The following is a 20765-nucleotide window of genomic DNA, read 5'->3' on the forward strand; positions in this document are numbered from 1 at the left end:
GGCGCGCGGCGCCGCCGGGAAGACACCGGGACGGCCGCCGCAGGGCGACGGGACCGACGCCGCACGGGCGCCGGGACGACAGGGAGGCGCGAGGTATGGACGCTGGGCTCAAGCGGGAGCTGGAGGCGAAGGTCCGCTCCGGCGAGCGGCTGACCCGGGAGGACGGCCTCGCCCTGTACGCGTCCGACGACCTGGCCTGGCTCGGCGACCTCGCCCACGAGGTGCGCACCCGCAAGAACGGTGACGCCGTCTACTTCAACGTCAACCGTCACCTGAACATGACCAACGTGTGCACCGCGTCGTGCGCCTACTGCTCCTTCCAGCGCAAGCCGGGGGAGAAGGACGCGTACACGATGCGCATCGAGGAGGCGGTGCGGCTCGCTCAGGAGATGGAGGGCGAGAACCTCACCGAGCTGCACATCGTCAACGGGCTGCACCCGACGCTGCCGTGGCGGTACTACCCGCGTTCGCTGCGCGCGCTGAAGGAGGCGCTGCCCGCCGATGTCTCGCTCAAGGCGTTCACCGCCACCGAGATCCACCACTTCGAGACGATCTCCGGCAGGGACGCGAGCGAGATCCTGGACGAGCTGATCGACGCGGGCCTGGAGTCGCTGACCGGTGGGGGCGCGGAGATCTTCGACTGGGAGGTCCGCCAGCACATCGTGGACCACGCCACCCACTGGGAGGACTGGTCGCGCATTCACCGCCTCGCGCACAGCAAGGGCCTGAAGACGCCGTGCACGATGCTCTACGGCCACATCGAGGAGCCGCGCCACCGCGTGGACCACGTACTGCGGCTGCGGGAACTCCAGGACGAGACGGGCGGGTTCCACGTCTTCATCCCGCTGCGCTACCAGCACGACTTCGTGGACATGAAGGACGGCAAGATCCGCAACCGGCTCCAGGCCCGCACCACGATGGCCACCGGCGCTCAGGCGCTGAAGACGTTCGCCGTCTCCCGGCTGCTGTTCGACAACGTGCCGCACGTGAAGGTCTTCTGGGTCATGCACGGCGTCCAGACGGCGCAGCTCGCGCTCCAGCACGGCGCGGACGACATGGACGGCTCGGTCGTCGAGTACAAGATCACCCACGACGCCGACGACTACGGCACCCCGGACAAGCTCACCCGCGAGGACCTGCTGGAACTCATCCGCGACGCCGGTTTCCGCCCCGTCGAGCGCAACACCCGCTACGAGACGGTGCGCGAGTACCCCGGCCCGGACCCGGACCGGCGCGAGTCGCCGCAGCCGATGCGGGTGTGAGCCACCGTCCTCACGGGGGCCGCCGCTGACCTGACGACGTAACCAGCCCGCCCGGCCCGCCAGGCGCACACCCACCCCACCAGAGCCAGCAGGACCGCCAGGAGAAGGAAGACACCGCTGTGACCAGCAGCCCGAGCCCCGACCCCACGGGAACCAGCCCCGCCGGAACCGGCACCACCGAGACCGGGACCGCAGCAACGGGCACCACCGGAACCGAGACCGCCGCGAGGGGCGCCACCGGAACCGAGACCGCCGCGAGGGGCGCCACCGGAACCGGAGCCGGGGCCACCGGAACCGGGACCGGCGCCACCGGAGCCGGGGCCGCCACCGCCACCCCCCGCGCCGGAGCCGACGCCCCGGGCGGCGCCGCGCGGCAGCCCGCCCGGCACGCCACCCTGCGCTACACACTGATGCGGATCGGCCTGTTCGCCGCCAGCTTCCTGGTGCTGTCGGTGCTGGCCTGGTTCGGGATCATCCCCGAGGGCATCGGGAAGTCGAACCCGCTGTGGCTGCTGGCGCTGGCCATCCTCGTCTCCGCCCCGCTCAGCCTGGTGCTGCTGCGCACCCAGCGCGAGGCGATGGCCCAGCAGATCGGGCCGCGCATGGACCGCGTCTCGGGCTCGGTCAAGAGCCGTATCGCCGCCCAGCGCGACCACGAGGACGGCGTCTGACGCGCGGGCTCACCGCCCACGGCGTCTGCGCGCGGGGCCGCCGCCACGGCGTCCCAGCCGCCGGTGTAACGCCCCTCACACCCCCTCACTCACCCCACCGGGAATCCACCTTCCCCGGCGGGGTGTTGTGCTCTCACGTACCCGGCACCCAAAGGCAAGCTTTGGGTGCCTCAAAGACCGAGTGTTAGCGTGAGGCCCATGACGACCACAGCCCCGCCCGGTGCCGCCCTGCGCGGCGCGCTGCTGGTGGCGCGGCTGCACGTCGATCTCTGCCGCTGTCGCACCATGGCCTGTCCCCCGGGCACGGCCTGCCCTCCCGCAGGCTGACCACCCCGCGCCCCCTGGCGGCGCCCCGGCGGCCGGACGACAATCTCCGGCGATCGCCCCCGCGTGTCCTGCTTCCCGCACAGCTCTCCTCGTTCCCGCACAGCTTTCCTCGCCAGCTTCCGCACCGGAGTGTGTCCGTGTCCCCCACCCCACCCCAGTCCACGGCGCCCGCCACCCCGGCGGGCGCCGACCGTCCCGCCCGCGAACGCCGCTTCCCCCGCATACCGTTCTGGGCGCAGATCCTCGCCGGTCTCGTCCTCGGCGTGCTGCTCGGCTGGCTCGCCCGCAGCGCCGACCTCGCCTGGCTCGGCTCCGGCCTGGACCGGATCGGTGGCCTGTTCGTCCAACTGCTGAAGCTGGCCGTCGCGCCCCTGGTGTTCTTCGCGATCGCCCTGTCCATCACCAAGCTCCGCGACGTCTCCAACGCCGCCCGGCTGGCCAGCCGCACCCTGCTGTGGTTCCTGGCCACCTCGCTGATCGCCGTGGCGATCGGCCTGACGATCGGCCTGCTCACCAACCCGGGCGCCGGTACCGGTCTCACCCCCGAGGACGGGGCGCGGCCGGAGAGCTCCGGCTCCTGGCTGGACTTCCTCACCGGCATCGTCCCCACCGACGTCATCACGCCGTTCACCGAACTCCAGGTGCTCCAGATCGTCTTCATGGCCGCCGTCACCGGCGTCGCCGCGCTGAAGCTGGGGGAGAAGGCGGAACCGCTGCTGCGGGTCGGCGAGTCGGTGCTGGCGCTGCTCCAGAAGGCGCTGTGGTGGGTCATCCGCCTGGCCCCGATCGGCACGCTGGGCCTGATCGGCCGCGCCATCAACGAGTACGGCTGGGACCTGCTGGGCCAGTACGCCACGTTCACCGCCGACATCTACGTCGGCTGCCTGCTGGTGATGTTCGGCGTCTACCCGCTGCTGCTCGCGCTCGTCGGCCGGGTCAGCCCGGTGCAGTTCTTCCGGGGCGCCTGGCCCGCGATCCAGCTGGCGTTCGTCTCCCGTTCCTCGGTGGGCACCATGCCGGTGACGCAGAAGGTCGTCGAGCGGCTGGGCGTGCCGAAGGAGTACGCGAGCTTCAGCGTCCCGTTCGGGGCGACGACCAAGATGGACGGCTGCGCCGCGATCTACCCGGCGCTCGCGGCGATCTTCGTCGCGGAGATCTTCGGCGTCACCCTGGGCGTGCAGGACTACCTGCTCATCGCCTTCGTCTCCGTCATCGGCTCCGCCGCGACGGCCGGTCTCACCGGCGCGACCGTCATGACCACCCTGACCCTCTCCACGCTCGGGCTCCCGCTGGAGGGCGTCGGCCTGCTGCTGGCGATCGACCCGATCCTGGACATGATCCGCACGGCGACGAACGTCACCGGCCAGGCGGTGGTCCCGGTGCTGGTCTCGGCGCGCGAACGCATCCTGGACACGGACGCGTTCGCCACCGCGAAGTCCTTCGACCTCAACGAGGACCCCGCGCCACAGCGCGACCAGCGCGCGGAGCCCGCCCCGGCCCCCGCCTGACCCCCTCCCTGCCCTCAGCCGCGTGGGCGGCGTCCCACAGCCGGGGCGCCGCCCACGGCCGCCCACCCGCCCCGCCCGCCGCTGGCAACGGCAGCCTCACCCCCCGGCACGTTGCCGGAGCCCGGGCCGCGCGCCGGGCGGGTAGCCGCTTGTCCGCCGGGTGGGGCGCGGTCGTCTCGCGCGCCGGGGTGGTCGTGAAAAGGGTGTGGGGATTCGGCGGTGGGGGGTGGTGGGGACGGGCGGGATGCGGCACCCTGCGGGTCCGTACGTTTCGTCGCACTGCTGTCCACAGCGGCCGGGCACGGAGGGGACGCCACGCATGACCACACCGCCGCGCGGGTCCGCGCAGCACCGTGCGCCACGGCGTGGTGCCGCCCGCGCCACCCTGCCCCCGGTCGGCGGCGGCACCCGGCCCGCGCAGCTCGTGCCCCCGCTGCTGCGCCGCGCCCGGGACGGCACCGTGCGCCAGGCCGAGATGCTGCCGCTGGTGCCCCCGGTCACGCACGGCTCGCTCGCGGACATCCCGTTCACCAACGCCGCCGAGGCGCCGGACGCCGTCGTGCTCGCCCGGCGGCGTCCGGACGGCGGCTGGGAGGACGTCACCTGCGCCTCCTTCGCCGGGCAGGTGATGGCCCTCGCGCGCGGTCTGCTCGCCTCCGGCATGCTGCCCGGCGACCGGCTGGCCATCATGGCGCCCACCAGCTACGCCTGGACGCTGCTGGACTTCGCCGCCTGGGCCTGCGGCCTGATCACCGTGCCGGTCTACCCCACCTCGTCGGCCGCGCAGGCCCGCTGGATACTCCAGGACGCGGGCGTCACCGCCATCGCGGTACACGACGTGCAGGGGGCGCGGCTGATCAGCGGCATCCGGGGCGCGCTGCCGTGGCTGCGGCACCTGTGGCAGCTGGACAACGGCGTCATCGAGCAGCTGGCGGCGGCCGGGCGGGGCATACCGGACGCGCTGGTCACCGAGCGGCGCGCCTGCCTGACACCGGACAACGTGGCCACGCTCATCTACACCTCCGGCACCACCGGGCGGCCCAAGGGCTGCATGCTCACCCACGGCAACTTCCTCGCCGAGGTGGACAACGCCGTCGAGCTGCTGCACCCGGTGTTCCGGACCCTCAGCGACGAGCCCGCCTCCACGGTGCTGTTCCTGCCGCTCGCCCACGTCTTCGGCCGCATGGTGGCGATCGGCTGCCTGCGCGCCCGGGTCCGGCTCGGCCACGCCCCCAGCACCGACACCGACGAGCTGATCTCCGCTTTCGGCACCTTCCGGCCGACGTTCCTGCTGGCGATCCCCTACGTGCTGGAGAAGGTCTACAACCGGGCCCGCGCGACGGCCGAGGAGATGCGCCGCGCGTCGTCGTTCGAGCGCGCCGCGAAGGTCGCCGTCCGGTTCGGGGAGGCCACCACGGCCGCCACCGCCGAGGGCGGCCGGGGGCCCGGCGTCGCCCTGCGCGCGGCGCGCGGGCTGTATGACGCGCTGGTGTACCGGCGGATCAGGACGGCGCTCGGCGGCCACGTGCGCCACGTCATCTCCGGCGGCTCGCCGCTGGGGCGGCGGCTGACGGCGTTCTTCGCGGGCGCGGGGATCGAGGTCTACGAGGGGTACGGGCTGACCGAGACGACGGCCGCCGCCACCTGCACGCCGCCGCTGCGGCGCAAGCTGGGCACGGTCGGCTGGCCGATGCCCGGCACGGCGGTACGCATCGCGGCCGACGGCGAGGTGCTGCTGAAGGGCGCGACGGTCTTCGGCGGCTACTGGGACGCGCAGCGGCAGGCCGTCGTCCCGGAGACCGACGCCCAGGGCTGGCTGCCCACCGGCGACATCGGCTCACTGGACGACGAGGGCTACCTGACGATCACCGGGCGCAAGAAGGATCTGATCATCACCTCGGGCGGCAAGAACATCGCGCCCGCACCGCTGGAGGACTGGCTGCGCGCCCACCCACTCGTCGGCCAGTGTCTCGTCGTCGGCGACAACCGTACCCACCTCGCCGCGCTGATCACCCTGGACCCGGACGGGCTCGCCCACTGGTGCCGCATGCACGGCAAGGAAGCAGGCGAAGCGATGCCGATCCGCGAGCTGGCCGGGGATGCCGACCTGCGCCATAACATCCAGCAGGCGGTCACCGAGGCTAACCAGCTCGTCTCCCACGCCGAGGCGATCCGCCGCTTCACCGTGCTGCCGATCGTCTTCAGCGAACGCACCGGCCACGTGACGCCGTCCCTGAAACTCCGCCGCGACCGGATCGTCCGCGACTTCGCCCGCGAGATCGACGCGATGTACCGGGATTGACGTAGCCGGGGGCTGAAACGGGTGCGTATGCGGACGTAAGCCGTGTTTCGTTACCCTGGACGTAAGCCCGGAACGTCGGCCCGCTGGCCAGCTTCCGCGCGATGTCGTGCGCAAGCTGGCGAGAAGCGAAGACGGGCGCGTCGCGTTCGCGGGACCTCCGACGCACAGAGGTGCGAGATGACCACGGCAGCCCACCCCCAGCACACCGGCCACGACCACGAGCACGGGCCGGCGTGCGACCACCAGAGCATCGAGCACGGCGACCACGTGGACTACGTGCACGACGGCCACCTCCACCGCGCGCACGACGGGCACTGGGACGAGTGCGAGCCCACCGGGCACGTCGAGCACCCGGGGCACGACCACCAGCACGGCGAGGACTGCGGCCACGAGGCGGTGCCGCACGGCGACCACGTGGACTACCTCCACGACGGCCACCGCCACGCCGCCCACGACGGCCACTGGGACGACCACTGAGGGCTTGCCGGGAAGCAACACCTTGATTCCCCGCGAGCTCTTAGCCCACCGCGCTCCGGCGGCCGTGGGCTGTCCGGGCCACGCGAACGCGGTGGCCCGCGCCCAGACGGCGCGCCCTACCCGGTCAGCCGCTGGTCCAGCCAGGACACCGCGCCGGGGAACCCGACGGTCGCGCCGGTGACGTGGCCCAGCGGCAGCGCGGTGAAGGTGACATCCGCGCCCCGGGTGCGCCACATGTCGCGCAGCTCGGTCCCGGCCCGGTAGGGGATCAGCGTGTCCAGCGCCCCGTGATACAGGTACACCGGCGCGGCCGGGGCCGTCCGGCCCAGCTCGGACTGCCCGAGCCTGCGCCGCCAGTCCGGTTCCTGAAGCGGGTTGGTCGTCGTCACGTCGTCGATCCGGCCGAAGGGGAACGTGGCCGTGTTCACCTCGACGCAGTGGCTTTTCGCGAGGCGCACCTGCTCGCGCCCGCGCTCGTTGAGGTAGCGGTCCAGCTCCAGTTCGGGGAACGCGGCGTCATGGCCGACGGCGGCCATCACGATCAGCCCCGCGCCCGCGCGCCCGTCGTTGAACTCGGCGACCTCCAGCAGATCGCGCGGCACCCCGCCGGTGGTGACACCGCGCACGTCCAGCTCGGGCGCGTACGCCGCGTGCAGCTGCGCCGCCCAGCTCGACGCCTGCCCGCCCTGCGAGTAGCCCATGAGGCCGACGGGGGCGTCGTCCGCGAGACCGGCCTGCGGCAGCCGGAACGCCGCGCGGACCACGTCGAGCAGGGCGTGCCCGGCGCTGCGCCCGACGGTGTAGGTGTGCACGCCCGGGGTGCCCAGGCCCTCGTAGTCGGTGACGGCGACGGCCCAGCCCTGGTCCAGCGCCTGCTGGATCAGTGTGCCCTCCTTCGTCAGCCCGTCCGGGAAGGTGCGCGAGGGCGCGCAGTGGTCGGCCAGGCCCACGGTGCCCACGGCGTACCCGACGACCGGACGCGGGCCGGTGCGCCCGTCGGAGGGGACGATCACGGTGCCGGAGACGGTGGTGGGCGCGCCGTCGGCCGTCGTGGAGCGGTAGTGCACCTTCCACGAGCGCGCGTCGGAGGGCGTGACCGGGTTCGGCTTGAAGGGCTGCGGCTCGGCCCGCAGGACGTCGCCGGGACGTGCGGCGTGCGGCTCCGCTTCCGGCCCGGCCGCCCCGAGGGGAGACGCGGGTGCGGCCGGAGCTGGCGGCGGGGCCGGGGCCGCGCTGGCCGCCGGTGCTCCGGCCGCCGTGGCGGCGGTGAGGGCGAGCGCGGCGCCCGCGATGAGCAACGCGTCGCGCAGCCGGTGGGGTGGACGCATACGGGGTCTCCCAACAGGTGGGGGTTGCCGGGGGTCTTGGGGACCGTACAGGGCACGCGGCGCGGTCGCTGACCCGGCGGCTCAGGTCGGTTGACCGCACGTCCCCGTCACCGTAGGCCGCGCCCCTGCGCCCCGCCCGCCCGGTGTCCGCCGACCGGAGCACCGGAGCACCGGAGCACCGGAGCACCTGCGGCCAGCGCCTTCCGCTCCCGTCCCGGCGGAGCGCGCCACCGCAGGACAGCGTGCGCACCGACCGGTGTTCGAATAACTCGGCGCAGGGCGGGCATGCGGCTGGTCGCGGAGTCGAGCGAAGGGTTGGGCGGATGGGCATACGCAGTGTGGGCGTGGAGGAAGAGTTGCTCCTGGTGGACCCGGCCAGCGGGGAGCCGCGGGCGGTCGCCGGGGCGGCGCTGGCCTACGCGGACGACGACACGCGGCTGGAGAGCGAGTTGCAGCGCGAGCAGCTGGAGACCGGCACCCGCCCGATGACCACCATGAGCGAGCTGGCCGCTGAGGTACGCCGCTGGCGCCAGGAGGCGTCCCGGCACGCCCGCCGGGCTGGCGCGGAGGTCGCGGCCCTGGGCACCTCACCCCTGGCCGTGGAGCCGTCGGTGAGCATCGGTGAGCGCTACCAGCGGCTCCAGGAAGAATTCCGGATGACCGCCGAGGAGCAGCTGACCTGCGGCTGCCACGTCCACGTGAGCGTGGACTCAGAGGAGGAGGGCGTCGCCGTCCTCGACCGGATCAGGCCGTGGCTCGCCCCGCTTCTCGCCCTCAGTGCCAACTCCCCGTACTGGCAGGGACGCGACAGCGGCCACGAGAGCTACCGCACCCAGGTCTGGGGACGCTGGCCCTCGGCCGGACCGGTGGAACCGTTCGGCACGCCCGAGCGCTACCACGAGACGATCAAGGCCCTGCTCGACACCGGCACCCTGCTCGACACCGGCATGGTCTACTTCGACGCCCGGCTCTCGCAGCGCTACCCCACGGTGGAGATCCGCGTCGCCGACGTCTGCCTCGACCCCTCCGACACCGTGCTCATCGCCGCCCTGGCGCGCGGCCTGGTGGAGACGGCGTCCCGCCAGTGGCAGGCGGGCGAGCCGCCCGCCCCGGTGACGGCCGGGCTGCTGCGCCTGGCGAGCTGGCGCGCGGCCCGCTCCGGCCTGACCGACGCCCTGGTCCACCCCCTGACCTGGACCCCGGCCCCGGCGGAGACCGTGGTGCGCGCCCTGGTGGACCACGTCAGGGACGCCCTGTCCGACACGGGCGACCTGGAACTGGTCAAGGACGGCCTCGCCACCCTCCTCCAGCGCGGCACCGGCGCCCACCGCCAGCGCACCACCCACACCCGCTCCGGCGACCTGCACACCGTGGTCACCGACGCGGTGACCGTCACCCTCTCCTGACGAGCACCGGTCCTGCGGAGCACGGGGCTCCTGAGAGCCGTGCGCGCCCCTGCCAGCGCGTTACGCCTGCTGGACGAGGGTCAGGGTATTGCCGTCGGGGTCGGGGAGGGTGGTGAGCCGGAAGCCCGCTGAGGTGTTCTGCGGGGCGGGGGCATCGTGGGTGCGGGCCAGGGCGTCCACATCCTCGACGGCCAGGGTGACGGCGGCGGAGCCCGCGTGGGTCGGATCGTGGAAGACCTGGATCGCCCCGCCACCGGGGGCGTGCCATTCGGCGAGCCCGGACATGGGCTCGCGGTCGGCGGGGCGGCCCCACAGGCGTGAGTACCAGGAGCAGGCGGCGGAGTGGTCGGCCACGGGGATGACCGCGTGAACCTTGGTGATAGCCATACGGCGCAGGGTAGGACCCCGCGTGCGGAACCGCTTCTGCGCGCGCTCACCCCGGGCCTGCCCGCACCCCGGGCCAGCGCTCACCCAGGCGGGCGCACACCGCAGGCCAACGCCCGGCTCCGTCAGGCGGTCGAGCCGTTCGTCTCTGCACTGCGCCGCGAGGACGCCACCCCGGCGGCCACCGGCTCGCTCACCGTCCGTGCCGAGACGGACGACGGCCACCGTCTTGCTGTACCGCCCGGTAGCCCCGCGCGGCCCACCCCGGTCTGGACAGGACCGCAGGTCAGCGCGGGCGCGTTCACTCCAATGGGCGACGCCCATGCGGTGTGGTGCGCGGCGGCGGCGCACCGTGGAGGGCATGAGGCCGCGCAAGGTCGCGTCGGCGGTGGCGCTGCTGCCGCTGGCGGTGCTCGTGACCTGGAGCGTTCCGGAGCGGATGGCGGCGCCGGACCGGGAGGGGACGCGGGCCGCGCCCGCCGCGCCCCGGCCGCCGATCGTCGCCCGGCTGAGCTGGCACGCGGACGAGGACGCGGTACGCGAGGAGCCCGCGTACTCCGGGCCGGTGGAGGGCGTCGTCATCCACCACACGAACCACCCGAACGGGTACGACTGCGAGCGGGACGTGCCGGGGCTGCTGCGCGCGATGCAGGACGCGCACATCGAGGGCAAGGGGTGGGACGACCTGGGCTACAACTTCGTGGTGGACAAGTGCGGCAACGTCTACGAGGGGCGCGCGGGCGGCGTGCACCGGCCGGTGCTCGGAGCGCACACCAAGGGATTCAACACCCACACCGTGGGCATCGCGGCGCTGGGACGGTTCGAGGAGGGCGAGGAGGTGCCGCGCGCGATGCTGGACGCCATCGCGGCGGTGGCCGCCTGGAAGCTGCGCCCCGGGGTGGACCCGCGCGGGAGCGTGCGGCTCGTCTCCACCAACGACGCCAGCCGCTACCCGGAGGGAACGGCGGTGAAACTGGACGTCATCACCGGCCACCGGGACGCCTACGACACCGACTGCCCCGGCCAGGCGCTGTACGACGCCCTCCCCTGGCTGCGCACCCACACCGCCCGCCTGCGGGAGTAACACCCCGGCGGGCCGGGACGGGCGGCCGGGTGGCCGGGGCGGCTACGCGCGCGGGAAGCGGGCCTGGAGGTCCCAGATTGCCGGGTTGTCGGCGAGGTCGTCGTGCAGGTCGGTGAGGTCGGCGAGGAGGTCGTGCAGGAAGTCGCGGGCCTCGCGGCGCAGCTCGCTGTGCAGGACGGTGAGCGGCGGCTCGTCGGGCGTCCAGTCTGCGCTGATCCGCACCGTGCCGAAGCGGCGGGTGAAGCGCAGGCGGTCGGTGGACTCGGTGAAGTCCAGCTCCGCGCGCTGCGGGCGGGCGGCGCGGCTGCCCAGCGGGTCCCGGTCCAGCCGCTCGACGACGTCGCACAGGGCCCACGCGAAGTCCAGCACCGGCACCCAGCCCCACGCGGTGGCCAGCTCCCGGTCGGTGTCCACGTCGGCGAGGTAGACATCACCGCAGAACAGGTCGTGCCGCAGCGCGCGGACGTCGGCGTCCCGGTACCGCGTCTGCGGCGGGTCCGGGAACCGCCGCGAGAGCGCGTAGCCGATATCGATCACCGCCCGATGCTCCCACGCCCGGCCGCGCCCCCGGCACCCGGCCGGGGGCGGTTGGCGTCAGCGCTTGACGGGTGTGGCGTGGGAGGCGTCGCCGCGCGGCGAGGGCACCGCGCCGTCGGCCCCCTCGCGCAGCCACACCGTGCGCTGCGGGAACGGCAGCTCGACCCCGGCGGCGTCCAGCCCCTCCTTCACCCGGCGCCGCAGCTCGCGCGTGACGGCCCACTGTTTGAGCGGCTGCGTCTTGGCCGCCATGCGGACGACGACGCCGTCCGCGTCCAGCGACTGCACGCCCCACACCGACGGGTCCTCCAGCAGCACGTCCGCGAACTCCGGGTCGTTGCGCAGGGCCAACCCCGTCTCCTCCAGCACGCGGTAGACGGTGTCGAGGTTGGAGTCGTAGGCGACGGAGACGTCCAGCACCGCGCGCGCCCAGTCCTGGCTGTCGTTGCGCACGCGCATGATCTCGCCGTTGCGGATGTGCCACAGGCCGCCGTTGAGGTCGCGCACCTGCGTCAGCCGCAGCCCGACGTTCTCCACCTCGCCCACGGCTTCGCCCAGGTCCACGATGTCCCCGACGCCGTACTGGTCCTCCGCCATGATCAGCAGGCCGGACAGGTAGTCCGCGACCAGGCTTTGCGCGCCGAAGCCGATGGCCAGGCCCACCACACCGGCGCTCGCCAGCAGCGGGCCGAGCGCGATCCCGAGCTCGCCCAGCACCATCGCCAGGCCCATGACCGCGATGACGACGGTGACGATGCTGGTGAGCACCGCGCCGATGGTCCTGGCCCGCTGCTCGCGGCGCTCGCGCGCGCGGCTGGGGTCGCGCTGGAGCACGGCCGGGCCGCGTCCGCGCCGGGGCGTGTCACCGTTCGACGGCTGGAGGATGCGCTGCACCACCCGGCTGATCGCCCGCTTGGCCAGCGCCCGCACGACCCACGCGGCGATGACGATCAGCAGGATGCGCAGCACGCCGACCGCCAGGCCCTCGCCGTTGTCCTGAAACCACTCCGTCACGTCGGCCGCCTGCATGCTCAGCTCCGTTGGGTGCACGGGGAAACTCCGCCCTTCAGCTCGTCACGCCTCGTTCGCTCATCGGGGGAACGTACGCGGGCTCCGGCGACGGGGTCAAAGCCCGGCCGGTGGTCCCGCACGGTGCGGGAACGTCACCTGATCACCCGATGGGATGGTTCAGGCCCGGACGCGTCCGACGACGCCCGCCTACCCTGGGAGCATCGCTCCGCACGAAGGAGGCTCTGTGGCACTGGCAGCACCCGAGCGGGAACCCAGCGCGGCCGCCGAGGAGCGGCACGCGGCGGTGGAGGACGCCTTCGAAGCGTTGAGCGCGGCAGCCCCGGAGGGATGGCGCGTGGAACTGGTCGAAGGAGAGATCCACGTGGTACCACCCGCGAACGGGGATCACGAAGAGGTCGTGTCGGAGCTGTCCGGGCAGGTGCGGGACCACCGCAAGGACCTGGGCCGGTACACGAACCTGGGTCTGCGCCTGCCCGGTACCGCCGCTGGGGGCCAGGTCCCGGGGAAGGTGATTCCCGACCTGGTGCTGGCGCCGAAGGGGAGCTTCAGCGGCTCCGGGGAGTACCACGACCCGGACCCGGTGTTGCTGGTCGCCGAGGTCACGTCCGCGTCCACCGGGGGCAACGACCGCATGAAGAAGCTGCGGGCCTACGCCCGGGCGGGCATCCCGCACTACCTCCTCATCGACCGCGAAGCCGGACGGGTCACCTTGTACTCGGACCCCAGGAGCGAGCACTACGCCCGCAGCTCCTCGGCCGACATCTCTGCCAAGATCAGCCTGCCGGACCCGCTCGGCTTCGACCTCGACACCGGCCAGTTCCCCCTCGCCTGACCGCCCCGGCGCCAGCTCCCCGGGCCGCGTGCGGGGAGCTGGCGCGTCCGCACGGGGTGCGGGGCGGCCTGCTGGGAGCGGCCGACGGCGTTAGCGGGTGCCCGGGGCGCAGCAGGCGTCGGGCGCGGCACCGGCGCTCGCGGGGGCGGCGTTCGCGGGGGCGGCGGGCGCGGCACCGGTGGGCGCGGTGTCGGCGCTCGCGGGGGCGGCGGGCGCGGCACCGGTGGGCGCGGTGTCGGCGCTCGTGCCGAAGGCGTCGGCGTCGGCCTTGACGACGTAGACCTCCCACGGCTCCGCGCCCGGCGCGGTCACCCACACCTTGTCCTGGAGCGCGTAGCAGCAGGTGGTGTCCGCCTCCTCGAAGGTGACCAGCCCGGCGTCCTTCAGCCGCTGCGTGGCGGCGTCCACGGCTTCGGTGGACTCCACCTCGACGCCGAGATGGTCCAGCCGGGTTTCGGTGTCCGCGTCGCCCTCGATGAGGACGAGCTTGAGCGGCGGCTCGGTGAGCGCGAAGTTGGCGTAGCCCTCGCGGCGCTTGGCGGGCTCGGCGCCGAACAGCTTGCTGTAGAAGGCGACCGACTGCTCCAGGTCGGGAACGCGCAGGGCCAGCTGAGCTCGGGACATGGCTGTCTCCCAGAGGTTGTATTGATGTCCTTCGATGCAAGCTTGCGTCATGGATCGAAGAACGTCAACATAGAGCCATGTCGAAACAAGAGCTTCCCGTGGTGGAGCCGGACGCCGACGGGGTGACAGCGGGCTGCTGCCCGGGCCTGCTCAGCGCACCGCTGGACCAGGAGCAGGCCGTCGAACTGGCCCGCGTCTTCAAGGCGCTGGGCGACCCGGTGCGGCTGCGGCTGCTGTCGATCATCGCCTCGCGGGCGGGCGGCGAGGTGTGCGTCTGCGACCTGACGCCCGCGTTCGACCTCTCCCAGCCGACGATCTCCCACCACCTCAAACTCCTGCGCGAGGCCGGGCTGATCGACTCCGAACGCCGGGGCACCTGGGTGTACTACCGCCTGCTGCCGGAGATGACCGACCGCCTGGCGGGCATCCTCACCCGCCCCGCCGGTCAGCCGCTGCCCACCCGCCCGGGAACCGCCGCATGAGCGCCCCCGCCCCGCCGCCCGCGAAACTCTCCTTCATTGACCGCTACCTCGCGGTGTGGATTCTCGCCGCGATGGCCGCCGGGCTCGGTCTCGGCCGCCTCGTCCCCGGCCTCGGTGACGCCCTTGCCCGGGTGACCATCTCCGGCGTCTCCCTGCCGATCGCGCTCGGCCTGCTGGTGATGATGTACCCGGTACTCGCCAAGGTGCGCTACGACCGGCTGGAGACCGTCACCCGCGACCGCCGCCTCCTCCTCACGTCCCTGGTGCTCAACTGGGTGCTCGGCCCCGCGCTGATGTTCGCGCTCGCCTGGCTGTTCCTCCCGACCTCCCCGACTACCGCACCGGGCTGATCATCGTCGGCCTGGCCCGCTGCATCGCCATGGTCATCATCTGGAACGACCTCGCCTGCGGCCACCGTGAGGCCGCCGCCGTGCTCGTCGCGCTGAACTCCGTCTTCCAGGTCCTCGCCTTCGCCGCGCTCGGCTGGTTCTACCTCTCCGTGCTGCCCGGCTGGCTCGGACTGGAACAGATCTCGCTGGACGTGTCGGTGTGGGGGATCGCCGCCAGCGTGCTCGTCTTCCTCGGCATCCCGCTCGCCGCCGGATACCTGACCCGCCGCCTGGGCGAGCGTACCCGGGGCCGCGCCTGGTACGAGGGCCAACTGCTGCCCCGCCTCGGCCCCTTCGCCCTCTACGGCCTGCTGTTCACCATCGTCATCCTGTTCGCGCTCCAGGGCGAGGCCATCACCTCCCACCCCTGGGACGTCGCCCGCATCGCGCTGCCCCTGCTGGTCTACTTCACCGTGATGTGGGCCGGTTCGCTGGCCCTGGCCCGCGCGGTGCGCCTGGACTACCCGCGCGCTACGACCCTGGCCTTCACCGCCGCCGGCAACAACTTCGAGCTGGCCATCGCCGTCGCCATCGCCACCTTCGGCCCCACCTCCGGGCAAGCGCTCGCCGGGGTCGTCGGTCCGCTGATCGAGGTGCCGGTGCTCGTCGGCCTGGTGTACGTCGCCCTCCGCCTGCGCCGCCACTTCCCGGCCGCTCCCGGCGACCCCGCCGACCCCGGCGCCTCCGGCGTGCCCGGCGGCCCCGCCGTCTCAGCCGACCCCGCCGCACCCCTTCCGGCCGCGACCCCGGCCGCCGTCACCGAGGACTCCGCCCGTGCCTGACTCCCGCTCCCGCCCGACCGTGCTTTTCGTCTGCGTCCACAACGCCGGACGCTCCCAGATGGCCGCCGCCTACCTCACCCACCTCGCGGGCGACGCCGTAGACGTCCGCTCCGCGGGCTCCGCCCCGGCCGACGCCGTCAACCCGGCGGTGGTGGAAGCGATGTCCGAGGTCGGCATCGACATCTCCGCACGCACGCCGAAGCTGCTCACCCCGGACGCGGTACAGGCGTCCGACGTCGTGATCACCATGGGCTGCGGCGACGCCTGCCCCGTCTACCCCGGCAAGCGCTACCTCGACTGGCAGCTCGCGGACCCGGCTGGTCAGGGCGTAGCCGCCGTCCGCCCGATCCGCGACGAGATCGCCACCCGCGTGCGCGGCCTGCTCACCGAACTGGGCGTCACCCCACCCCACTGAGCACGACGGCCGCCCCGGCCTACTGCACCGGGGCGGCCTGGTGTTCCCGTGGCGTCAGCCGCCGAACCGGCCCGCCTTCACCTCACCCAGAAACGCGACCCACTGCGCGGTCGGCATCGCCAACGCCCGCCCACGCGGACGCTTGCTATCCCGCACAGGCACCACCCCGGTGTGCGCCAGGCCCGGCGCACACTCGACGCACTCGCCACCGTTTCCGCCGCTGTAACTCGACTTGACCCACGGCGGGTTCACGCGAGGCTTCCGTCCCTGACGCCCGTGACGAAGGCGGACCACTGGTCAGTGGGGAAGGCGAGCGCCTGACGAGGAGCCTTGCTGTCCCGCACTGGGACGACGCCCTCGGCGGCGAAGCTGGGGGCGTATTCGACGCACTCGCCACCGTTTCCGCCGCTGTGGCTCGACTTGACCCAGTGAGCCTGAGAGAGGTCAGGAATGTGCTTCATGGCTGTACGCCTCCATCGCTTCACGAATCATCGCCAGCGAGTCTTCTGGTGACCGCGCGGCGGCTCGGAGGCAATCGTACGTGGCCTGGGCCTCCTCGACTGCGGAGGCAGACTCGTCAACGTGGCCACGGATCGAGGTTTCGGTGTACACGACCGGGAGTCCATCTTGCTGCGTTAGCACGATGAACTGCGAGTGAGCTGCGGGGGCTCCGGCGCTGAACGGCAACACTTGGACTGTGACGTGCGGCGCCTCGGCTTGCTCCAGCAAGTAACTCATCTGCTCCGCCATGACACCTGGCCCGCCTACCTTGATCCGCAAGCAGGCTTCATGAAGGATGGCCCACAGCAGTGGGGGATTTTCCCGGCGCATGACTTCACGACGCCGCACTCGTGCAGCCACCCTGTCGCTGATCTCAGCCGCACTCTCCCGGGGATGTGCTGAGCGGTACACGGCAGTGGCGTACGCCTCGGTTTGGAGCATCCCCATGATCATGGAGTTTGAGTAGTTGCAGATGCTTGCCGCGCTCTGCTCCAGCTTCACGTACGGCACGAACCACGATGGGTGACTGCGCTCGACGATCTGTTGCCGGAGTCGGGTGAAGTACCCACTGGTGTTGAAGAAGCGGTCGCAGGCAGCGACGAACTGTTCGCTGGCCAGCAGGGTGCCGTTCTCCACCTTGGAGATGTACGGCGCCTTGTAGTGCGTGGCAATGGCCAGTTCCCTTTGCGTCACGCCCGCGTGCATGCGGGCGTAGAAGACCTCGCGCCCCAGGTAGGCGGCCCCGTCCAGTGGTTCCTGCTTGAGCATCATCCGCAGAACTCCCCGAGTTTCCCGATGGCTTGGAAATCGAACAACCCTGTTCAGCGCAGGGCTGGCCGGTGATGGTTGGAGCACGCACAGTCATCGCGTACGTACAACGAAACCCCCTCATCGGCACAAAGGCAACCCCATGGTGACAATCCATCAGAAAATTCTCGTACCGCTCCCACCGCTCCCGGCCTGCCGGAGTCTGAGCGACGACGAGTTGCGCCGCCTGCTCGCGGCCCTGCGGAAGTGGGGAACCAAGTGATCGCGGAAGGACGGCGCGTGGACGCCGAAGACGCGGCCGAGGAACTGCGTGCCGCGCTCACCGACGCGGGGTTCCACCTGCCGGGAGTCGGCGTGGACCCCCGGGTGTGGGACGCCCCGACGATCGGCATCGTGCGGCTGGTGGAACTGGGCAGCGCACTCCCGGACGTGGCCCACCGGCTGGCCGCCACCGTCCGCAAGGGCGCGGCCCGGGTGCCGGAAGTCGTCGTCCGGGACCGCGCGTCGGACCGGATCGGCGTCGTGATGGGCAACGTCGGCCCGTACGTACAGCTCCGCCCGCTCTCCGGTGGCCGCGAGTGGGACGTGCACCCGGACGACGTGCGGGAACTCACCGCGCCCGAGGTGCTGAGCGCCCGCGTCGCCGAGGCCAACCGCATCAGCGCCCGGAGGCACCCGTGACCACCGACTGCCCCGAGTGCGCCCGCCTCCACGACGACATGGACCAGGCCCAGGCCACCGGCGACTGGTCCCGCGTCACCGACTGCCGCGTCCTCCTCCGCCGCCACCCCCAACACCACCCGGACGCCGCTCCGCCTGCGGATGCCGATGGTCCTGAGCCAGGGGGCACGGCAGGTGTGGCGCCGCCCGGTTCGGGGAGCACGTCACCACGGAGACGCTGAGGAACAGCGGTTGCCGCAGGTAGACGGCCACCACCACATCCCCGCCCCAGTCAAGCCGCTCCCGCGCCACCGAGGCGTGCTGCTTCAGCCGCACGGGATCGCGCTCCGACGCCGAGAAGAAGCGCGGCGCGTGTTCTCGCAGCCGTTCTCCCAGCCAGACCACCGCCTGTTCGGAACTGGGCCACGTGCCGCGCACCAGCCGCGCGGGTTTCAGCAACCACAACGCTGTTTCGGCGGGCGGCACGTCGCTCCCGGAAAACTCGGCCACCGCCCGCCGGCGCCGCTCCACCACATCAGGAGGTGCATGGCAGCCAGTTCCCCTGGCGACTGCCTCAAACGCTCCGGCTCGAACGTCACTCGCCTTGACGCCATTCAGGAAATCCTGTCACTCGGTGAGCGGGCCAGTGCCGTCAGCTCAGAAACGACGTGTGCAGCAGCGGCGAGGGCTCGCAGCAGAAGTTCCACGTCGAGAAGGCTGGGAGCGGATCGCCCGTTTTCGATGTGGCTGAGCTTCGTCTGCGACATGTTCGAGCGCCGCGCGAGCCGCACCTGTGAGAGGCCAGCGTCCTTTCGTAGTTGCTGGAGAGCCGCTGCCAAGTCAGCCTTCGACTCACCGAGCCGGTCAGGTTCGAAGGTCAAGATCCTTGATGTACTCCTTGAAGGGGACGGCGTGTTTCAGTGCCGTCTCTTTCCAGCGCAAGTAGGGCTCGGGGTTGCCGGTGTGGGTTTCCCGGTTGATCTGGGTGCCGTCGGGGCGGTAGTTGAGGTGGACGATGCGGGTGTCGTCGAACATCCACCAGTCCTGGCCCGTGAGCGGCAGTCCGTAGTCCTCGTCGGTGACGTCCAGGACGCGAATGTCCTCGCCTGCTTCGATGTTGCCCGGTATGCCCCAGGAGAACTGGTAGCGCTGGTAGTCGGTGAGGGGGCGGCGCACGATGCGCACGCGGCGGACGCGACGCCCTGACGCCATGTACTGCCGCACCCGCTCATGCCAGCGGGCGTTGTGGTCCGGGGGCTTGGCCTCGCCCCTCAGGAACCGGGCGAAGTTCGCCCGCTCCTTCGGCATGGTGTAGGTGGGCTGGGCCTCGAACCGCCAGGCTTCCCGCTCGAAGGCGTCGAAGTACGCGCGCCAGTCGTCACCATCCAAGAGCACGGACAGCCTCCCGGAGAACGGACGCGGGAATCCTGACCAGAACCTCGCCCTCGGGCGGCTGGAAGACCCCGCAGCGCTCACCCTGAATGACAATCTCGTCTTGGACGTGGTCCAGGTACACGTTGGGACAGTCGTCGTCTTCGCACTCGGGTCCGCCCACGGTGCCGGTCAGGCGATGCAAGTCAGTTCGTGTCAAGGTGACCCCTTCCCTGAGGGTTGTTCCCAGCGAACGGTCCGACAGTAGGGGTCTGCCACCACCCAAGTCCACGGCACCTCGACGGTATTCGCGTTCCCGCATAAACCCGGCTTCGACGTGCGGAGTTTGGGCCTCCGACCGGCTGAGGGGCAGGCGTAGCTTCGCGGGAAGCACAGATGCCGACGAGCACTATGCCTCCAGCATTCCGGCTGGCGAGAGCCTGCGGGAGCCGAGGTAGGGGATGAGCGCTTCGGGAAGCGCGACCGAGCCGTCCTGCTGCTGCCCCTGTTCGAGCAGCGCGGCCAGCGTGCGGCCCACCGGGAGCCCCGATCCGTTGAGAGTGGCCACCAGTTTGGGCTTACCCTGCGGGCCGCGCGTGCGGATGTTCGCCCGCCGCGCCTGAAAGGTCCCGAAGTGGGACACCGACGAGACTTCGCGGTACGTGTGCTGGCTCGGGAACCCACTTCCAGGTCGTAGGTGAGTTGGGCTGCGAAGCCCGTGTCACCCGCCGCGAGGATGACGACGCGATAGGCGAGTCCGAGTTCCTTGAGACACGCCTCGGCATGCCCCAGCATCTTCCCCAGTTCGGCGTCGGCGTCCTCGGGATCGCAGATGCGTACCATTTCGACCTTGCCGAACTGATGCTGCCGAATCAGGCCACGCTCCCGACTCGGCGGACCTCGACGGCGCTTGCTTCGGAGTCGCCATCCGGAGCGCGGTCGTCCGGCAGGTTCGGGATGCTGAGGAGAAGGTCACGGAGCTGCTGTTGCACCTGCTTCGATCCTTCGGATCTCTTCCTTGATCTCCCGGGCGCGCTCCTTCGGCTTCGAGAGGTCCCCGCCCCGTTTGGCCGCCTGCTGCACCTCGCTGGCCACGCGCTTGGACTCCGCCCGCAGTTCGTCCACCGAGCGGATGTTCTGGTTCCGCTGGTACTGGAGGCTTGTCAGCGCGGAGAGGTCCAGTGAGTAACCCCGGCGGGCGAGGCGGCGAACGGCTTCCTCGCCCATGTCGATCAGGGCTCGGGCGTCATGCATCAGGCGGTACCTTCTCCTCGGGCAGCTCGGATGACATGGCCGAAGCTAGCAACTGGTGAACGGTCCGACACACGAAAGCGCGAACCTTCCGGCGTACGTCAGGTAGCGCTCGTCCCTCACCCGCTCGTGCGGCTTCGCCCGTTGAGGGAAACGGCGTTGCTCCACCACCGCGTTGCCCTGTTCACTGAAAGCCAGCACGCCCGCAGCCGTAGCACGCCAGAGCAGGGGAGTAACGCCAGTATGGGGCAGGCCGCGAAGGCTCCGTCGGGGACCAGGGACCTCCTGGCCGATGAGGTACGTCGTCGGAAGGCAGCGTTTGACACGCTGTCCCGGATCTTCGACAGCTTTGGGTTCGACCCGCTGGAGACA

The 20765-nt window shown here is 71.8% G+C and carries 23 protein-coding genes and 2 pseudogenes; 13 read left to right on the plus strand and 12 right to left on the minus strand.

Annotated features, from left to right (window positions below; translation table 11 throughout):
* The first annotated feature begins 95 nt into the window (after positions 1–95).
* From mqnE to JJV70_RS11400, 6 genes are all read left to right on the plus strand, one after another.
* Positions 96–1262, plus strand: a complete 1167-nt coding sequence (mqnE, locus tag JJV70_RS11380) for an aminofutalosine synthase MqnE (protein ID WP_219047724.1) — start codon at positions 96–98, stop codon at positions 1260–1262.
* A 119-nt stretch (positions 1263–1381) separates the two neighbouring features.
* On the plus strand, positions 1382–1933 hold the full coding sequence (locus JJV70_RS23400) for a DUF4229 domain-containing protein (protein WP_308294779.1): 552 nt from the start codon (positions 1382–1384) through the stop codon (positions 1931–1933).
* Positions 1934–2131: 198 nt separating this feature from the next.
* Positions 2132–2260, plus strand: coding sequence for a hypothetical protein (locus JJV70_RS22675; protein ID WP_257573773.1), 129 nt, complete (start codon positions 2132–2134; stop codon positions 2258–2260).
* Between the two features lie 131 nt (positions 2261–2391).
* Positions 2392–3768 carry a dicarboxylate/amino acid:cation symporter gene (locus JJV70_RS11390; RefSeq protein WP_374227280.1) on the plus strand — a complete coding sequence of 459 codons (1377 nt, stop codon included), beginning with the start codon at positions 2392–2394 and terminating at the stop codon, positions 3766–3768.
* Positions 3769–4087: 319 nt separating this feature from the next.
* On the plus strand, positions 4088–6070 hold the full coding sequence (locus JJV70_RS11395; protein WP_219047726.1) for an AMP-dependent synthetase/ligase: 1983 nt from the start codon (positions 4088–4090) through the stop codon (positions 6068–6070).
* Positions 6071–6247: 177 nt separating this feature from the next.
* Positions 6248–6547, plus strand: a complete 300-nt coding sequence (locus tag JJV70_RS11400) for a hypothetical protein (protein ID WP_219047727.1) — start codon at positions 6248–6250, stop codon at positions 6545–6547.
* Between the two features lie 116 nt (positions 6548–6663).
* On the opposite strand, the gene JJV70_RS11405 is transcribed toward JJV70_RS11400, so the two are convergent.
* On the minus strand, positions 6664–7875 hold the full coding sequence (locus tag JJV70_RS11405) for a lipase family protein (protein WP_219047728.1): 1212 nt from the start codon (positions 7873–7875) through the stop codon (positions 6664–6666).
* A 323-nt stretch (positions 7876–8198) separates the two neighbouring features.
* On the opposite strand from JJV70_RS11405, the gene JJV70_RS11410 reads away from it, so the two are divergent.
* Positions 8199–9281 (plus strand): glutamate--cysteine ligase, encoded by a 1083-nt coding sequence (locus JJV70_RS11410; protein WP_219047729.1) that lies wholly within the window; start codon positions 8199–8201, stop codon positions 9279–9281.
* 60 nt (positions 9282–9341) lie between these two features.
* Here JJV70_RS11410 and JJV70_RS11415 read toward each other — a convergent pair whose 3' ends face one another.
* Positions 9342–9668, minus strand: coding sequence for a VOC family protein (locus JJV70_RS11415; RefSeq protein WP_219047730.1), 327 nt, complete (start codon positions 9666–9668; stop codon positions 9342–9344).
* 358 nt (positions 9669–10026) lie between these two features.
* Between JJV70_RS11415 and JJV70_RS11420 the strand changes: the two genes are divergently transcribed.
* The gene (locus tag JJV70_RS11420) at positions 10027–10749 is read left to right on the plus strand and encodes an N-acetylmuramoyl-L-alanine amidase (protein WP_219047731.1); all 723 of its coding nucleotides are present in this window, start codon (positions 10027–10029) and stop codon (positions 10747–10749) included.
* Positions 10750–10791: 42 nt separating this feature from the next.
* Here JJV70_RS11420 and JJV70_RS11425 read toward each other — a convergent pair whose 3' ends face one another.
* Positions 10792–11286, minus strand: a complete 495-nt coding sequence (locus JJV70_RS11425) for a hypothetical protein (protein WP_219047732.1) — start codon at positions 11284–11286, stop codon at positions 10792–10794.
* Between the two features lie 57 nt (positions 11287–11343).
* A complete protein-coding gene (locus tag JJV70_RS11430) occupies positions 11344–12336 on the minus strand; it encodes a mechanosensitive ion channel family protein (protein ID WP_308294780.1) in 993 nt (330 codons plus the stop codon).
* A 205-nt stretch (positions 12337–12541) separates the two neighbouring features.
* Here JJV70_RS11430 and JJV70_RS11435 point away from each other — a divergent pair, with 205 nt between their 5' ends.
* Positions 12542–13150: a Uma2 family endonuclease gene (locus JJV70_RS11435; RefSeq protein ID WP_308294781.1), complete on the plus strand. Its 609-nt coding sequence runs from the start codon at positions 12542–12544 to the stop codon at positions 13148–13150.
* Positions 13151–13240: 90 nt separating this feature from the next.
* Here JJV70_RS11435 and JJV70_RS11440 read toward each other — a convergent pair whose 3' ends face one another.
* Positions 13241–13774 carry an ArsI/CadI family heavy metal resistance metalloenzyme gene (locus JJV70_RS11440; RefSeq protein ID WP_219047735.1) on the minus strand — a complete coding sequence of 178 codons (534 nt, stop codon included), beginning with the start codon at positions 13772–13774 and terminating at the stop codon, positions 13241–13243.
* Positions 13775–13851: 77 nt separating this feature from the next.
* Between JJV70_RS11440 and JJV70_RS11445 the strand changes: the two genes are divergently transcribed.
* The 3 genes and pseudogenes from JJV70_RS11445 to JJV70_RS11455 all read left to right on the plus strand — a co-directional run bounded on the left by JJV70_RS11445 (position 13852) and on the right by JJV70_RS11455 (position 15842).
* Entirely contained in the window at positions 13852–14256 is a 405-nt protein-coding gene (locus JJV70_RS11445) for a helix-turn-helix transcriptional regulator (RefSeq protein ID WP_219047736.1), read from the plus strand.
* Positions 14253–15427: pseudogene (gene arsB / locus JJV70_RS11450) on the plus strand (ACR3 family arsenite efflux transporter). The gene JJV70_RS11445 and the pseudogene arsB overlap by 4 nt, the downstream one beginning before the upstream one ends.
* Positions 15420–15842 carry an arsenate reductase ArsC gene (locus JJV70_RS11455; protein WP_219047737.1) on the plus strand — a complete coding sequence of 141 codons (423 nt, stop codon included), beginning with the start codon at positions 15420–15422 and terminating at the stop codon, positions 15840–15842. Before arsB ends, JJV70_RS11455 begins: the two are co-directional and overlap by 8 nt.
* A gap of 54 nt (positions 15843–15896) precedes the next feature.
* Here JJV70_RS11455 and JJV70_RS11460 read toward each other — a convergent pair whose 3' ends face one another.
* Genes JJV70_RS11460 through JJV70_RS11470 form a run of 3 tightly spaced genes read right to left on the minus strand, consistent with a single transcriptional unit; the run spans position 15897 to position 17114 of the window.
* On the minus strand, positions 15897–16136 hold the full coding sequence (locus JJV70_RS11460) for a DUF397 domain-containing protein (protein WP_374227281.1): 240 nt from the start codon (positions 16134–16136) through the stop codon (positions 15897–15899).
* Entirely contained in the window at positions 16091–16303 is a 213-nt protein-coding gene (locus JJV70_RS11465; RefSeq protein ID WP_219047739.1) for a DUF397 domain-containing protein, read from the minus strand. The genes JJV70_RS11460 and JJV70_RS11465 overlap by 46 nt, the downstream gene beginning before the upstream one ends.
* Complete coding sequence (locus tag JJV70_RS11470) at positions 16287–17114, minus strand: helix-turn-helix transcriptional regulator (RefSeq protein WP_219047740.1); 828 nt, start codon at positions 17112–17114, stop codon at positions 16287–16289. Before JJV70_RS11470 ends, JJV70_RS11465 begins: the two co-directional genes overlap by 17 nt.
* Before the next feature lie 276 nt (positions 17115–17390).
* Here JJV70_RS11470 and JJV70_RS22680 point away from each other — a divergent pair, with 276 nt between their 5' ends.
* The gene (locus JJV70_RS22680; protein WP_257573774.1) at positions 17391–17792 is read left to right on the plus strand and encodes a hypothetical protein; all 402 of its coding nucleotides are present in this window, start codon (positions 17391–17393) and stop codon (positions 17790–17792) included.
* 75 nt (positions 17793–17867) lie between these two features.
* Here the strand turns inward: JJV70_RS22680 and JJV70_RS11480 are convergent, their stop codons facing one another.
* From JJV70_RS11480 to JJV70_RS11495, 4 genes and pseudogenes are all read right to left on the minus strand, one after another.
* Positions 17868–18302, minus strand: a complete 435-nt coding sequence (locus JJV70_RS11480) for a hypothetical protein (protein ID WP_219047741.1) — start codon at positions 18300–18302, stop codon at positions 17868–17870.
* 83 nt (positions 18303–18385) lie between these two features.
* The gene (locus JJV70_RS11485) at positions 18386–18652 is read right to left on the minus strand and encodes a helix-turn-helix transcriptional regulator (RefSeq protein ID WP_219047742.1); all 267 of its coding nucleotides are present in this window, start codon (positions 18650–18652) and stop codon (positions 18386–18388) included.
* Positions 18636–19166 (minus strand): DUF6879 family protein, encoded by a 531-nt coding sequence (locus JJV70_RS11490; protein ID WP_219047743.1) that lies wholly within the window; start codon positions 19164–19166, stop codon positions 18636–18638. The genes JJV70_RS11485 and JJV70_RS11490 overlap by 17 nt, the downstream gene beginning before the upstream one ends.
* Before the next feature lie 385 nt (positions 19167–19551).
* Positions 19552–20396, minus strand: a pseudogene (locus tag JJV70_RS11495) (aminoacyl--tRNA ligase-related protein).
* Positions 20397–20765: the final 369 nt, after the last annotated feature.

Origin of the sequence: Streptomyces sp. JJ66 (assembly GCF_019303495.1) — a bacterium.
GTDB lineage: Bacteria > Actinomycetota > Actinomycetes > Streptomycetales > Streptomycetaceae > Streptomyces.

Coding starts and splice junctions, on each gene's coding strand:
- mqnE (WP_219047724.1), top strand. CDS start 96: ATGGACGCTGGGCTCAAGCGGGAGCTGGAGGCGAAGGTCCGCTCCGGC.
- JJV70_RS22675 (WP_257573773.1), top strand. CDS start 2,132: ATGACGACCACAGCCCCGCCCGGTGCCGCCCTGCGCGGCGCGCTGCTG.
- JJV70_RS11395 (WP_219047726.1), top strand. CDS start 4,088: ATGACCACACCGCCGCGCGGGTCCGCGCAGCACCGTGCGCCACGGCGT.
- JJV70_RS11400 (WP_219047727.1), top strand. CDS start 6,248: ATGACCACGGCAGCCCACCCCCAGCACACCGGCCACGACCACGAGCAC.
- JJV70_RS11405 (WP_219047728.1), bottom strand. CDS start 7,875: ATGCGTCCACCCCACCGGCTGCGCGACGCGTTGCTCATCGCGGGCGCC.
- JJV70_RS11410 (WP_219047729.1), top strand. CDS start 8,199: ATGGGCATACGCAGTGTGGGCGTGGAGGAAGAGTTGCTCCTGGTGGAC.
- JJV70_RS11415 (WP_219047730.1), bottom strand. CDS start 9,668: ATGGCTATCACCAAGGTTCACGCGGTCATCCCCGTGGCCGACCACTCC.
- JJV70_RS11420 (WP_219047731.1), top strand. CDS start 10,027: ATGAGGCCGCGCAAGGTCGCGTCGGCGGTGGCGCTGCTGCCGCTGGCG.
- JJV70_RS11440 (WP_219047735.1), bottom strand. CDS start 13,774: ATGTCCCGAGCTCAGCTGGCCCTGCGCGTTCCCGACCTGGAGCAGTCG.
- JJV70_RS11445 (WP_219047736.1), top strand. CDS start 13,852: ATGTCGAAACAAGAGCTTCCCGTGGTGGAGCCGGACGCCGACGGGGTG.
- JJV70_RS11465 (WP_219047739.1), bottom strand. CDS start 16,303: ATGAAGCACATTCCTGACCTCTCTCAGGCTCACTGGGTCAAGTCGAGC.
- JJV70_RS11470 (WP_219047740.1), bottom strand. CDS start 17,114: ATGATGCTCAAGCAGGAACCACTGGACGGGGCCGCCTACCTGGGGCGC.